Genomic DNA, 14,832 nt, shown 5'->3' on the forward strand with positions numbered 1-14,832 from the left:
TATGCAGGCTCCACGACTAGGCATCGGCGTGATCTCCGCGGGAAAGGTCGGTGCCGTGCTCGGTGCCGCGCTCGCGGCGGCCGGGCACCGCATCACCGGGGTCCACGCGGTCTCCGAAGCCTCCTTGGAGCGGGCCGAGCTACTGCTACCCGGGGTCCCGGTTCTCGGTGCCGACGAGATTCTTCGGCGGAGCGAACTGGTGCTCTTTGCGGTGCCCGACGACGTGCTGGCCGAGCTTGTGGCCGGTCTAGCTGCCGGCGGCCACTTCCAGCCCGGTCATTTGGTGGTGCACACCGCCGGCCGATACGGAACGTCGATCCTCACCCCTGCGCTTGAGCATGGCGCGCTGGGCTTAGCCATCCACCCGGCGATGACCTTTACCGGGATGAGCATGGACTTGGCCCGGTTGACCGACTGTGTCTTCGCGGTGACCGCCGATGAGGCAATACTGCCGGTGGCCCAAGCGCTGGTCGTGGAGATGCGCGGAGAGCCGGTCACCGTGGCCGAGGCAGACCGACCCACCTACCACGCGGCCTTGGCCCACGCCGCGAACCACCTCAACACGCTAACCGCGCAGGCCTCGGACATGTTGCGTCGAATCGGGATAAGTGAACCCTCCGCCACCCTCTCGGCGCTCATGGGCGCCAGCTTGGATAACGCACTGCGTTCGGGTCCCGGCTCACTCACCGGCCCGGTGGCGCGCGGAGATCTGGGCACGGTACGCGCCCACCGCGCGGCCTTGGCCGAGGAACCGGAGGAAACCAGCTCCAGCTACCTAGCGTTGGCGCGTGCCACCGCACAACGTGCGGCTACGCACGGGCTGATCAGCGACGAAAAATATGAGCAGCTTCGCGAAGTCCTAGAATAGTGGGCGTGAAAACCCCGCAGATCGTCCGTACCCGCGCGCAGTTACGCGACGCCCTCGACACCGCCCGCCCGGAAAGCACCGGATTCGTACCCACCATGGGCGCGCTCCACTCCGGACATGGTGAGCTCTTCGCCCGGGCGCGAGCCGAGAACGACTTCGTCGTCATTTCCATCTTCGTGAACGAACTGCAATTCAACGACCCAGGAGACTACGCGAAGTATCCACGCACCCTTGAGGCCGATGTGGATCTGGCCGCCGCCGCGGGAGTGGACCTGGTGTTTGCGCCCGATGCCGAAGAGATCTACCCGGACGGCGCCCCGCTGATTGCGGTGAGCTCCGGAAAGCTCGGCGAGCTCTATGAGGGAGCCTCTCGGCCAGGGCACTTCGATGGGATGCTGGCGGTGGTTGCCAAGCTGCTCAATCTCGCCGATCCGCGTCATGGCACCTACCGGGCGTACTTCGGGCAGAAAGATGCGCAACAGCTCCTACTGATCCGGCGCATGGTGGCCGACCTCTGCTACCCGGTGCAGATTTGTAGCGTACCGATCGTTCGCACCGAGCAGGGCCTGGCGCTCTCTAGCCGAAATGCCTTGCTCGATGACGATCAGCGCCATGCAGCACTGGTGATCTCGCGGGCCATCCGCATGATCGCCGAACGGGCTGCCCACCACGAGCCGCTGAATATCGATGATGCGATCGGGCTCTTTCAGATGGAGCCGCTGGTGGAGCTCGATTACTTTGTCGTCGTCGATCCGCGCACGCTCCAAGAACTCGCCTTCAACTGCCAAGACACACCATTCACGGGTGAAGGGCTCATACTCGTTGCGGCCGTGGTCGGTGGGGTGCGGCTGATCGACAATCAGCCGATCTAGCTGAAGCGCTGCGCCGTGTGCGCCAGCACCTCGCGGAACTCCGCCAGTTCGGCAATGACCTCTGCGGCTGTTTCGGTGTGCCGCACGAATTCCACCGATTGCCCGGCATAGACCGGTGCCATGGTTACGTCGGCCTCGGTCCGTGCGCGCACCATCTCGCGCCGCAGGGATTCGTCGGCCTTCTCTTCGAGAGCGGGGACACGATCGGCCCATCGGTCGGAGAAGGTATTGCGCACGGCTCGTCCGCCATAGGCAGGATCCCAAGGCAGTTGCTGGGCGATATCGAAGGCGCGGGTATAGACGGTGTCATCCATCCCTGCTTGAAGGGCCCGTTCCTTCAGTCGCTGGTGGGCGCTGGATTCACTGCAGGCAAGAAAGCGTGTCCCGACCCATACTGCCTCGGCCCCGCCAGCCAGCGCAGCGGCAACTCCATGCGCGGTGGCGATCCCGCCCGCGGCGATGACGGGCTTTCGGGTTCGTTCGATGGCGAGCTGTAGTAGCGGCAAGGTGCCGATCTCGTTGCGCCCGTGTCCACCACCTTCGGCGCCACGAACGATCACCACATCGATGTCATCCTCGAGGGCACGGTTAAGCTCGGCGGCGTTACCCACCTGCATGGCCGTGCTGACGCCAGCCTCATGAGCCAAGGCGGCCCCGCGTGTGGGATCACCGAAGCTGATGCAGATCAAGGCGGGGTCGTAGCCAAGGAACCACTCCAAGGCCGAGAGGTCCCGCTCGAGGGCCCAGCCCATAAACCCAGCGCCCCAGGGAAGTTCTAGGTCGCATACCAAGCGGGCCTGCTCATCGACCCACGTCTGTGTCGTAGCGGCCGGGACACCGATCATGCCCACACCGCCCGCCGTGGCCACCGCTGCGGCTAGGGCCCCTGAAGCGGCACCGGCCATGGGGGCATTAAAGACCGGTTCGCGGTAACTCAATAGCTTCTGGAGGTCGCTCATAATTGAAGCCTAGGACAGTAAAAAGGCTATGACGCAGAACACGGCCCAGCGATTTGCATGGCCCCTAGAAAGTCCGTATAGTTTTTATCTGTCGCCGGAACGGCCACCACGGATTTCACGAGGTGTTCACCGGTTGATGAGCTTCCAGTCAGGAACTGCTCACCGGTTCGGATTTGCGTCCGGAGGGTGGCGGTGGTAGGCTAGGAAAGTTGCTCCGAAGCGAAGCAGTCACCCGTGATAGTGGGTGGGTGTGGTGTCGAGAGTGTTTGTTGTTTGAGAACTCAATAGTGTGCCAAGTTTGTTGATACCGAATGTTTATTTATTTGGTGAATACATAACATTTTGCTTGGAATGATGCACCCCCGTGTGTTGTTCCGAGTGTTTTTTATTCGCCAGGATGTACGCTGGTTCGCCTTTATTTTCCGAAGGGTTCTAGCGGCTTTTTATTTTTTTATGGAGAGTTTGATCCTGGCTCAGGATGAACGCTGGCGGCGTGCTTAACACATGCAAGTCGAACGATGAACCAGGTGCTTGCACTTGGGGATTAGTGGCGAACGGGTGAGTAACACGTGAGTAACCTGCCCCTGACTCTGGGATAAGCCCGGGAAACTGGGTCTAATACCGGATATGACTGTTCACCGCATGGTGGGTGGTTGAAAGATTTATCGGTGAGGGATGGACTCGCGGCCTATCAGCTTGTTGGTGAGGTAATGGCTCACCAAGGCGACGACGGGTAGCCGGCCTGAGAGGGTGACCGGCCACACTGGGACTGAGACACGGCCCAGACTCCTACGGGAGGCAGCAGTGGGGAATATTGCACAATGGGCGAAAGCCTGATGCAGCGACGCCGCGTGAGGGATGACGGCCTTCGGGTTGTAAACCTCTTTCAGTAGGGAAGAAGCGAAAGTGACGGTACCTGCAGAAGAAGCGCCGGCTAACTACGTGCCAGCAGCCGCGGTAATACGTAGGGCGCAAGCGTTATCCGGATTTATTGGGCGTAAAGAGCTCGTAGGCGGTTTGTCGCGTCTGCCGTGAAAGTCCAAGGCTCAACCTTGGATCTGCGGTGGGTACGGGCAGACTAGAGTGATGTAGGGGAGACTGGAATTCCTGGTGTAGCGGTGAAATGCGCAGATATCAGGAGGAACACCGATGGCGAAGGCAGGTCTCTGGGCATTTACTGACGCTGAGGAGCGAAAGCATGGGGAGCGAACAGGATTAGATACCCTGGTAGTCCATGCCGTAAACGTTGGGCACTAGGTGTGGGGGACATTCCACGTTTTCCGCGCCGTAGCTAACGCATTAAGTGCCCCGCCTGGGGAGTACGGCCGCAAGGCTAAAACTCAAAGGAATTGACGGGGGCCCGCACAAGCGGCGGAGCATGCGGATTAATTCGATGCAACGCGAAGAACCTTACCAAGGCTTGACATGTGCCAGACCGCCTCAGAGATGGGGTTTCCCTTCGGGGCTGGTTCACAGGTGGTGCATGGTTGTCGTCAGCTCGTGTCGTGAGATGTTGGGTTAAGTCCCGCAACGAGCGCAACCCTCGTTCCATGTTGCCAGCACGTAATGGTGGGGACTCATGGGAGACTGCCGGGGTCAACTCGGAGGAAGGTGGGGATGACGTCAAATCATCATGCCCCTTATGTCTTGGGCTTCACGCATGCTACAATGGCCGGTACAATGGGTTGCGATACTGTGAGGTGGAGCTAATCCCTAAAAGCCGGTCTCAGTTCGGATTGGGGTCTGCAACTCGACCCCATGAAGTCGGAGTCGCTAGTAATCGCAGATCAGCAACGCTGCGGTGAATACGTTCCCGGGCCTTGTACACACCGCCCGTCAAGTCACGAAAGTTGGTAACACCCGAAGCCGATGGCCTAACCACCTTGTGTGGGGGGAGTCGTCGAAGGTGGGACTGGCGATTGGGACTAAGTCGTAACAAGGTAGCCGTACCGGAAGGTGCGGCTGGATCACCTCCTTTCTAAGGAGCTAAACCATTATGGTTGCCTGTTTCTGTCACGAGTGTTGGCAGGCGGGTTGCTCATGGGTGGAATATCAATGAATCGCGGCATCCTGTGGCGCCCCGTTGGTGGGGTGGTGTGGGGTGTTGGCTGTGCTTGGTGCTGTTGGTTGATGCGTGCGTAGTACGCCGTGCCGTTGCTTCGCTCCACTGTGGTGGGGTGTGGTGGTGGTGTGGTTGGAATCGTGGTGTTGGCCGGTGGTGCTGGTGTGGTTTGGCATGCTGTTGGGTTTTGAAGCAACAAGCCTTTGGGTTTGGTGTTTCGGTGTTTCCTGTGTCTGTTGGACGCGTACCCCTTGGTGGGTGTGTGGTCGGTGGGTGTGGGGTTGTTGTTTGGGAACTGTATAGTGAACGCGAGCATCTTATAAGATGACCCTTTTTCCTGCCCCCTTTGTGTGGGTGGGTTGCTGATGGCACTGTTGTCCTGATGGTGTTGTTGGTGGGTTGTTTTGTGATTTTGTTGATTGTTTTTGTTGCTCATTTTTGAGGACTTTGATTTGTGTTGAAGTTTTTAAGGGCGCACGGTGGATGCCTTGGCATCAGGAGCCGATGAAGGACGTGGGAATCTGCGATAAGCCTGGTGGAGTCGATAACCGGACGTTGAGGCCAGGATTTCCGAATGGGGAAACCCCGCACCATGTTATGTGGTGTGACCTGCAGCTGAATGTATAGGCTGTGTGGAGGGAACGCGGGGAAGTGAAACATCTCAGTACCCGCAGGAAGAGAAAACAATAGTGATTCCGTTAGTAGTGGCGAGCGAACGCGGATGGGGCTAAACCGGTTGGTGTGTGATAGCGGATAGGCGTTGCATCATCGGTGTTGTGGGGTCCGCACGTTACCAGTTCTATCTACGCTGGTGGGATGAGGTGCAGGCGTATAGGTGAATCGGTTGGAATGCCGGACCATAGAGGGTGATAGTCCCGTAGGTGTAATGCGTGCTGCCGTTCTTGTGTGGATGCCCGAGTAGCACGGGGCCCGTGAAACCTTGTGTGAATCTGCCAGGACCACCTGGTAAGCCTGAATACTACCTGATGACCGATAGTGAATCAGTACCGTGAGGGAATGGTGAAAAGTACCCCGGGAGGGGAGTGAAATAGTACCTGAAACCGTGTGCTTACAATCCGTTAGAGCAAACTTGTTTTGTGATGGCGTGCCTTTTGAAGAATGAGCCTGCGAGTTAGTGCTGTGTCGCGAGGTTAACCCGTGTGGGGTAGCCGTAGCGAAAGCGAGTCTGAATAGGGCGTTTGAGTGGCACGGTCTAGACCCGAAGCGAAGTGATCTACCCATGGCCAGGTTGAAGCGCGTGTAAGAGCGTGTGGAGGACCGAACCCACTTCAGTTGAAAATGGAGGGGATGAGCTGTGGGTAGGGGTGAAAGGCCAATCAAACTTCGTGATAGCTGGTTCTCCCCGAAATGCATTTAGGTGCAGCGTTACGTGTTTCTTGCCGGAGGTAGAGCTACTGGATAGGCGATGGGCCCTACAAGGTTACTGACCTTAGCCAAACTCCGAATGCCGGTAAGTGAGAGCGTAGCAGTGAGACTGTGGGGGATAAGCTTCATAGTCGAGAGGGAAACAGCCCAGAACGCCAACTAAGGCCCCTAAGCGTGTGCTAAGTGGGAAAGGATGTGGAGTTGCTGTGACAACCAGGAGGTTGGCTTAGAAGCAGCCACCCTTGAAAGAGTGCGTAATAGCTCACTGGTCAAGTGATTCCGCGCCGATAATGTAGCGGGGCTCAAGCACACCGCCGAAGTTGCGTCATTCAAATATTTGCTTGGTTTCGATCGAGCGTTTGGATGGGTAGGGGAGCGTCGTATAGCGGGTGAAGTCGCGGTGTAAACCAGCGGTGGACGCTATACGAGTGAGAATGCAGGCATGAGTAGCGAATGACGGGTGAGAAACCCGTCCGCCGAATGATCAAGGGTTCCAGGGTCAAGCTAATCTGCCCTGGGTTAGTCGGGACCTAAGGCGAGGCCGACAGGCGTAGTCGATGGACAACGGGTTGATATTCCCGTACCGGCGAAGAACCGCCCATACCGTAGCGACGGATGCTAACCACCTCTGAGACCGTGCTCAGTGCCTTTCGAGGTGCTGGTGTGGTGGATGGGCTGGGAACCGATGTTGTGAGGTCAGCGTATTAACAGGTGTGACGCAGGAAGGTAGCCGAGCCAGGCAATGGAATTGACCTGGTCCAAGGGTGTAGGAAGAGTGGTAGGCAAATCCGCCGCTCATTGATTCTGAGACCTGATAGGCGCCCCTTTGGTGGGGTGATTCGGTGATCCTATGCTGCCTAGAAAAGCATCGGCGCGAGGTTCAAGTCCGCCCGTACCCTAAACCGACACAGGTGATCAGGTAGAGAATACTAAGGCGATCGAGAGAATCATGGTTAAGGAACTCGGCAAAATGCCCCCGTAACTTCGGAAGAAGGGGGGCCTGCCTCGTGACGGAGATTTACTCTCTTGAGCGGGTGTGGGCCGCAGAGACCAGGGGGAAGCGACTGTTTACTAAAAACACAGGTCCGTGCGAAGTCGCAAGACGATGTATACGGACTGACTCCTGCCCGGTGCTGGAAGGTTAAGAGGACTCGTTAGTGCTTTGGCGCGAAGCGGAGAATTTAAGCCCCAGTAAACGGCGGTGGTAACTATAACCATCCTAAGGTAGCGAAATTCCTTGTCGGGTAAGTTCCGACCTGCACGAATGGAGTAACGACTTCCCCGCTGTCTCAACCATGAACTCGGCGAAATTGCAGTACGAGTAAAGATGCTCGTTACGCGCAGCAGGACGGAAAGACCCCGAGACCTTTACTATAGTTTGGTATTGGTGTTCGGTGCAGCTTGTGTAGGATAGGTGGGAGACTGTGAAGCTCAGACGCTAGTTTGGGTGGAGTCATCGTTGAAATACCACTCTGGCTGTATCGGTCACCTAACTTCGGACCATGATCTGGTTCAGGGACAGTGCCTGATGGGTAGTTTAACTGGGGCGGTTGCCTCCCAAAATGTAACGGAGGCGCCCAAAGGTTCCCTCAGCCTGGTTGGCAATCAGGTGTTGAGTGTAAGTGCACAAGGGAGCTTGACTGTGAGAGTGACAGCTCGAGCAGGGACGAAAGTCGGGACTAGTGATCCGGCGGCACCTCGTGGAAGGGCCGTCGCTCAACGGATAAAAGGTACCTCGGGGATAACAGGCTGATCTTGCCCAAGAGTCCATATCGACGGCATGGTTTGGCACCTCGATGTCGGCTCGTCGCATCCTGGGGCTGGAGTAGGTCCCAAGGGTTGGGCTGTTCGCCCATTAAAGCGGTACGCGAGCTGGGTTTAGAACGTCGTGAGACAGTTCGGTCCCTATCCGCTGCGCGCGTTGGAAATTTGAGAAGGGCTGTCCTTAGTACGAGAGGACCGGGACGGACAAACCTCTGGTGTGTCAGTTGTACTGCCAAGTGCACCGCTGATTAGCTACGTTTGGAAGGGATAACCGCTGAAAGCATCTAAGCGGGAAGCCTGCTTCGAGATGAGATTTCCATGCACCTTTGTGTGTGTGAGGCCCCCAGCTAGACCACTGGGTTGATAGGCAGGATGTGGAAGCAAGGACTAAAGACTTGTGTAGCTGACCTGTACTAATAGGCCGATGACTTACAACACACAACATAACGATCCTTTGAAAAAGACAAGGTTTTGTTCGCGTTCACTATACGGTTACGAGACAACAACCCCCTCAAACACACGCGTGTGCGTGTGTGGGGCAGGTTGTATCGGTAACACATTTTTGCTTCGAGACTGTTACGGCGGTCATAGCGTGGGGGAAACGCCCGGTCCCATACCGAACCCGGAAGCTAAGGCCCACTGCGCCGATGGTACTGCACTCGTGAGGGTGTGGGAGAGTAGGACGCCGCCGGACTAAACTTATGATGTGGTTTGAGGCCCTAACACACAGTGTGTGTTAGGGCCTCACCCGTTTAACCACACAACCCACACAGGTGCCCGCGACTACCCACGGGGGCGGCACCATCGGAGGTTGGGGTGGACGCCCGTGGTGGGTCAACCGCGGACTAGACGCCAGCGAACCACGAAACTTTCCAGAGGCCGACTGCGCTGCCGCGATACTTCTTCATTGATACAGCCCCTTCGGTGTCTACTCCTGTCATGCCAGGTGCTGACGGCAAAATATTGCTGGTTATGCCAGTCTGCAACTATGAATGATGAGTTCCACCAGCTTTCGGCAGTATCTTGCCGAATAGTGCGGTTTCGTGGACTATGGAACTAGTAGCTACAAGAATCGGTAGCATTTTGCCGAAAAGGATGAGCCTTGAGTGCATTGGAAGAGATCGGCTTGCGTATCCAGCAAGCACGCAAAGAAAATTCGCTAACCCAAGAGCAGCTAGCTGAACTCGCCGGCATTTCGGAGCGGACGGTACGAGCCATCGAAACCGCCACGGGCAATCCCTCAGTAAATGGACTGCTAGCGGCTGCGTCCGTTCTTGGGTTACGGCTAGTGGTGACTGAATGAGCCGAGGACTCCAAGATCTCAAAAAGGTGCAACGGGCCGATGTCTATAAACAGGCGCAATTGGCCGGACACCTGACGCGCCTTGCCGATGGCAGCGTGGTGTTCACTTATACAGAACAGTACCTCCAGGAATCCCCAGTGCCAGTGGCGACCTCTTTGCCGCTGAGCGACCAGGCCTACGCGGGCCCAGGAGGTGGATTGCCGGCGTTCTTCTCTGGACTATTGCCGGAGGGCCATCGACTAACAATGGTCCGTAATGTCGCCAAAACCAGCATGGCGGATGAGCTGACCCTATTGCTGGTCGTGGGTGCCGATACGCCAGGGGACGTTCGAATCCTGCCAGCCGGTGATGACCTAACTGCCCCACCGGCCGTCGTTGACTTCAGCGACGGGGACGAACTCGATTTCACGCAGTTGGCTACCAGTCTGGACCGTCACGCAATTCCGGGTGTGCAGGAGAAGATTAGCGCCACGATGCTTACCACGCCGTTGGCACTTGATGGGGACGCATATCTCCTGAAACTAGATCCACGGGACTATCCACATCTGGTTTCGAACGAGGAACTTCATCTCCGTGCAGCACGACAGCTAAAGCTCCCCCTCGTGGACTTTCGTAAAGTCCATGATTCGCACCAAGTAGAAGGTTTGCTCATCAAGAGGTTCGACCGCGCCTTGCCGATGGCCGGTGCTTCTCCCGTGCGGTACGCGCTAGAGGACGGGATGCAGGTCCTAGACCTGCCTCCCTCCATGAAATACTCCGTTGCCACCGAGGAAGTGGTGCGCGCTCTGGCCGATAAGTGCAAGGCACCGCTGCTAGCTAAGCGCAATCTCTACCTGCAGTTCCTCTTTGCATGGCTTACAGGCAACGGTGATTTGCACGGTAAGAACGTTTCCATTCTGGCGGACAAGGATCATCGTTTCTCGATAGCACCGATCTACGATGTCCCGTGTACTCTGCTCTATGGCGATGACACGATGGCACTCTCTATTGGCGGGAAGCATAAGAACCTCAAGCAAAAACACTGGACCGAGTTCGCGCATGAGCTCGGGCTGACACCAAAAGCTACTGAGTCCGCGAACCGGCTCGCGCTCAGAGCCGCAGAGCACGTTGATCTCGCGATGCTGCCTTTCTCTGGTTCCCCATTGCGTGGTACCCAGCGGGAGCTACGGTTCAGACGACTCGAAATTTCAGCAACGTAGAGTCCATTCGTGATTGCGCGGATGGTGGTATGTGCATGCGAGCGGTAGGTGGCGCGCGGGTTTCGCGGCTACCTTGGCTCGTTGGTACATTTTGAGTCGACCTTTACTACCAACGGATCGGCGCCTTGGTGAATGACTACCCTAGGCCGCCCCGGGCCTCGAGATCTGAGATTGCGGTGAATACGCGTTGTTCGGGTCGTTCCGCGATCCGATTGAGAACGTATAACCACCAGTCGGGCCCGTACACGATGTATTCGCGAGTTTTGAACCCGTCCGCTCGCAGTTGGTCCAAGAGCTCGGTGCCAAGCCCTTGGAGCATTTCGAACTCAACGTGATCTTGGTACAGGGCAACCCCGAGGTCTGCTTTCAATTGCTCTAGAAGTTGCGGATCGTGTGTTGCAATGTTGACCCGGTGTCCCGCGTGCACTAGCGCAGAAACGGATTGCCGGTAGGTATTGCCCAAAACCGTCAGTTCTCGAGAGGCGGCAATCTTGTCTGTTTCTAGGAATGCACCTTTGACGATTCTGACCGGTCCGGGACGACCGAGCACCCTCTGAAGATCGTTCGGAGTACGGTATAGGCGAGCTTGTAAGGTGATCCCAGTTTCGGGGAACGCATCCGAGAGCCGTTCCCAAGTATCTAGCACGGAATCTGTGCGGTTTGAACCTTCTGCGGAAACCATCATGTATGAACCGGCGTTCCGCGCAGCCTGCGCGATCTTTAGTCCATGATTGAGCGCAAGTTCCGGGGAAACGAGCAGGCCAATATGCGAGAGATCGAGAGAAATCGTAGTATCCGTTGCGTGAGCAGGAATACCCTTGATGAGGCGAAGGATTTCATTCGTCACTTCCACTGCAATGGCTGGCTTTCGAACGGATTCGCCGACAAACTCAATGCTGCTTAGGTGATTTCGTAGGATGTTGTCTTCTAGAAGCAGCAATGCATCGCGCATTGTATGGCCAGCCACGTAGCGCCGAGCGATTTTGCTGGCAATCTGCAGCATAGCCGGGTCGTTCATGACCTCAGCTTTCAAGGATTCATTGAGAGCCCAGCTACGAAGTGTGTCCGCGGTCTTAGCAATGGAGGTTTTAGAGATTTGCATACCGCTAGGATCGTCTACGCGACGGAAAGCGTCTTGTACGTTCTTGCACCTAACGCCGATAGTCACCTGGTGTCGCGGATACATGAGCACGAAAAACCCGGTGAAAATGACTTTGGTCTGTAAACCCTAACGCTTGAGCGGTGTCAGAGATGGATAGCCCGCTGCGAAGCATGCGACGTGCTTTAGCGATACGGGTATTCTGCCGCCAAGCAAGTGGAGAAAGCCCTGTGGCACGGCGCATCGCGCGAATGAGTTGATATCTCGACATACCCACGGAGCTAGCTAGTTCATCTATCGCGGGGTTAGTCGCATCGGAACGTAGCCGGTCAAGCACTGGCTCTAGACGGTTGAGCATGCTGGAGTCCGTCTTGCTGGGCACCAAGTGAAAAGTACTGGTCTTGCTGAGGCCTGAAAGTAGTGCTTGTAGTCGATGACTGAGTTGGTCTGCTGCTTCGTCGGCGAAGACGGCATCGATGAGTTCGTTTACTTTGCGATAGAGAGCGGGGCGACGTAGAACGCGAATCCCGTCAAATAGTTCGTCCACAGTGTTTGACTGCATGATAGAAGCGGCCCAAAGTTGATCGATGTGTAGCATTTGATACTGCCAGGCACCTCCATACGGGTTACAAGCATGTACATGACCTTCGGGGATCACCACAACGTCTCCCTGCGCCAACCGCAGTCGGCCCTCGAATGGGCCGCTGAGTCTGGCAGCGCCGGTATCTACTGCCCCGATCGATAGTGCATCGTGAGAATGTTCCTTGTAGCAAGGATTCTCCTGACAGGAACGTCTTGCTTCCATGTGTGGGATGGCGGCACTGCGCCGGAACTCTGACAAGGTGCCGCCTCTTTCAACGTTTAATCCTGTTCCCCAGAGTAGCGTGCCCGAACTGGGTCAGATAGCGCACAGTGATTGGCTACTTGAGGCGATGCTTGATTCAGTGGCGGCTTTGGGGGAATTCCACGGGTCGGGCAATGCAGTGGGCGGAATTCGTCGGCTTGGGAGACAACCATAGGTTAATCACTGATCAGGAGTGGCTCTATCGGCTAGCAGGGCCGCTAATCATCAAAGACCTTCCTTCAGGATTACTGGCCGGGCTGTGTGCCGGTGGTCCATACATACACTCCGATGGCACGTGCTGGTACGGAGGGAAGAAATATGGTCGGCAACCCGTTGGAGTTCGCGGGTTTCTGCATGGCGGAGAGTCATCAAATGACATGTAACGACGATCACGGTCATAAAGTACCCCACCGATTTGCACGACCTCCCAAACCCCTGTATAGTTTTTCTTCGTTGCCGCAAACAGGCCGGACAAAAAACCGGTACAAAAAGAGGCAACAAACCCCCAGAAAAACAACGCTTTTACACAGGTCACTGTGGAAAAGAATTGAAAGAATGGGACCCGAAAATACGGTTCAGATCACAAAGAAACGATTTGACACCGACGAAATAATCGGGATAAGATAAATGAAGAACGCTGGACGAAACGCCGCCGAAGATAACGGTGGTTGCGGAACCGGTAAGTGTTTGTTGTTTGAGAACTCAATAGTGTGCCAAGTTTGTTGATACCGAATGTTTATTTATTTGGTGAATACATAACATTTTGCTTGGAATGATGCACCCCCGTGTGTTGTTCCGAGTGTTTTTTATTCGCCAGGATGTACGCTGGTTCGCCTTTATTTTCCGAAGGGTTCTAGCGGCTTTTTATTTTTTTATGGAGAGTTTGATCCTGGCTCAGGATGAACGCTGGCGGCGTGCTTAACACATGCAAGTCGAACGATGAACCAGGTGCTTGCACTTGGGGATTAGTGGCGAACGGGTGAGTAACACGTGAGTAACCTGCCCCTGACTCTGGGATAAGCCCGGGAAACTGGGTCTAATACCGGATATGACTGTTCACCGCATGGTGGGTGGTTGAAAGATTTATCGGTGAGGGATGGACTCGCGGCCTATCAGCTTGTTGGTGAGGTAATGGCTCACCAAGGCGACGACGGGTAGCCGGCCTGAGAGGGTGACCGGCCACACTGGGACTGAGACACGGCCCAGACTCCTACGGGAGGCAGCAGTGGGGAATATTGCACAATGGGCGAAAGCCTGATGCAGCGACGCCGCGTGAGGGATGACGGCCTTCGGGTTGTAAACCTCTTTCAGTAGGGAAGAAGCGAAAGTGACGGTACCTGCAGAAGAAGCGCCGGCTAACTACGTGCCAGCAGCCGCGGTAATACGTAGGGCGCAAGCGTTATCCGGATTTATTGGGCGTAAAGAGCTCGTAGGCGGTTTGTCGCGTCTGCCGTGAAAGTCCAAGGCTCAACCTTGGATCTGCGGTGGGTACGGGCAGACTAGAGTGATGTAGGGGAGACTGGAATTCCTGGTGTAGCGGTGAAATGCGCAGATATCAGGAGGAACACCGATGGCGAAGGCAGGTCTCTGGGCATTTACTGACGCTGAGGAGCGAAAGCATGGGGAGCGAACAGGATTAGATACCCTGGTAGTCCATGCCGTAAACGTTGGGCACTAGGTGTGGGGGACATTCCACGTTTTCCGCGCCGTAGCTAACGCATTAAGTGCCCCGCCTGGGGAGTACGGCCGCAAGGCTAAAACTCAAAGGAATTGACGGGGGCCCGCACAAGCGGCGGAGCATGCGGATTAATTCGATGCAACGCGAAGAACCTTACCAAGGCTTGACATGTGCCAGACCGCCTCAGAGATGGGGTTTCCCTTCGGGGCTGGTTCACAGGTGGTGCATGGTTGTCGTCAGCTCGTGTCGTGAGATGTTGGGTTAAGTCCCGCAACGAGCGCAACCCTCGTTCCATGTTGCCAGCACGTAATGGTGGGGACTCATGGGAGACTGCCGGGGTCAACTCGGAGGAAGGTGGGGATGACGTCAAATCATCATGCCCCTTATGTCTTGGGCTTCACGCATGCTACAATGGCCGGTACAATGGGTTGCGATACTGTGAGGTGGAGCTAATCCCTAAAAGCCGGTCTCAGTTCGGATTGGGGTCTGCAACTCGACCCCATGAAGTCGGAGTCGCTAGTAATCGCAGATCAGCAACGCTGCGGTGAATACGTTCCCGGGCCTTGTACACACCGCCCGTCAAGTCACGAAAGTTGGTAACACCCGAAGCCGATGGCCTAACCACCTTGTGTGGGGGGAGTCGTCGAAGGTGGGACTGGCGATTGGGACTAAGTCGTAACAAGGTAGCCGTACCGGAAGGTGCGGCTGGATCACCTCCTTTCTAAGGAGCTAAACCATTATGGTTGCCTGTTTCTGTCACGAGTGTTGGCAGGCGGGTTGCTCATGGGTGGAATATCA

At 56.3% G+C, this 14,832-nt stretch carries 7 protein-coding genes and 4 rRNA genes; 8 read left to right on the plus strand and 3 right to left on the minus strand.

Annotation, left to right across the window (positions count from 1 at the left end):
• Position 1: 1 nt before the first annotated feature.
• A complete protein-coding gene (locus ACYU0X_RS00485) occupies positions 2-868 on the plus strand; it encodes a Rossmann-like and DUF2520 domain-containing protein (RefSeq protein ID WP_461901811.1) in 867 nt (288 codons plus the stop codon).
• A 5-nt stretch (positions 869-873) separates the two neighbouring features.
• Positions 874-1,740, plus strand: coding sequence for a pantoate--beta-alanine ligase (gene panC, locus ACYU0X_RS00490; protein WP_461901812.1), 867 nt, complete (start codon positions 874-876; stop codon positions 1,738-1,740).
• Here the strand turns inward: panC and ACYU0X_RS00495 are convergent.
• Positions 1,737-2,699 carry an NAD(P)H-dependent flavin oxidoreductase gene (locus ACYU0X_RS00495; protein WP_461901813.1) on the minus strand — a complete coding sequence of 321 codons (963 nt, stop codon included), beginning with the start codon at positions 2,697-2,699 and terminating at the stop codon, positions 1,737-1,739. The two genes, panC and ACYU0X_RS00495, sit on opposite strands and share 4 nt — an antisense overlap.
• A 450-nt stretch (positions 2,700-3,149) precedes the next feature.
• Between ACYU0X_RS00495 and ACYU0X_RS00500 the strand changes: the two genes are divergently transcribed.
• The 5 genes from ACYU0X_RS00500 to ACYU0X_RS00520 all read left to right on the plus strand — a co-directional run bounded on the left by ACYU0X_RS00500 (position 3,150) and on the right by ACYU0X_RS00520 (position 10,413).
• Positions 3,150-4,677: ribosomal RNA gene (locus ACYU0X_RS00500) — 16S ribosomal RNA — on the plus strand.
• 540 nt (positions 4,678-5,217) lie between these two features.
• Positions 5,218-8,349, plus strand: a 23S ribosomal RNA gene (locus ACYU0X_RS00505).
• 139 nt (positions 8,350-8,488) lie between these two features.
• Positions 8,489-8,605, plus strand: a 5S ribosomal RNA gene (rrf, locus tag ACYU0X_RS00510).
• Together the 16S, 23S and 5S rRNA genes form the textbook arrangement of a ribosomal RNA operon.
• 408 nt (positions 8,606-9,013) lie before the next feature.
• Entirely contained in the window at positions 9,014-9,214 is a 201-nt protein-coding gene (locus tag ACYU0X_RS00515; protein ID WP_418908025.1) for a helix-turn-helix transcriptional regulator, read from the plus strand.
• Complete coding sequence (locus tag ACYU0X_RS00520) at positions 9,211-10,413, plus strand: type II toxin-antitoxin system HipA family toxin (RefSeq protein WP_461901814.1); 1,203 nt, start codon at positions 9,211-9,213, stop codon at positions 10,411-10,413. Before ACYU0X_RS00515 ends, ACYU0X_RS00520 begins: the two co-directional genes overlap by 4 nt.
• 136 nt (positions 10,414-10,549) lie before the next feature.
• Here ACYU0X_RS00520 and ACYU0X_RS00525 read toward each other — a convergent pair whose 3' ends face one another.
• Positions 10,550-11,431, minus strand: coding sequence for a proline dehydrogenase family protein (locus ACYU0X_RS00525; RefSeq protein WP_461901815.1), 882 nt, complete (start codon positions 11,429-11,431; stop codon positions 10,550-10,552).
• 133 nt (positions 11,432-11,564) lie between these two features.
• Positions 11,565-12,317, minus strand: a complete 753-nt coding sequence (locus tag ACYU0X_RS00530) for a helix-turn-helix transcriptional regulator (RefSeq protein WP_461902765.1) — start codon at positions 12,315-12,317, stop codon at positions 11,565-11,567.
• 910 nt (positions 12,318-13,227) lie between these two features.
• On the opposite strand from ACYU0X_RS00530, the gene ACYU0X_RS00535 reads away from it, so the two are divergent.
• A 16S ribosomal RNA gene (locus tag ACYU0X_RS00535) occupies positions 13,228-14,755 on the plus strand.
• Positions 14,756-14,832: the final 77 nt, after the last annotated feature.

It is taken from the genome of Glutamicibacter sp. X7, from assembly GCF_054889245.1.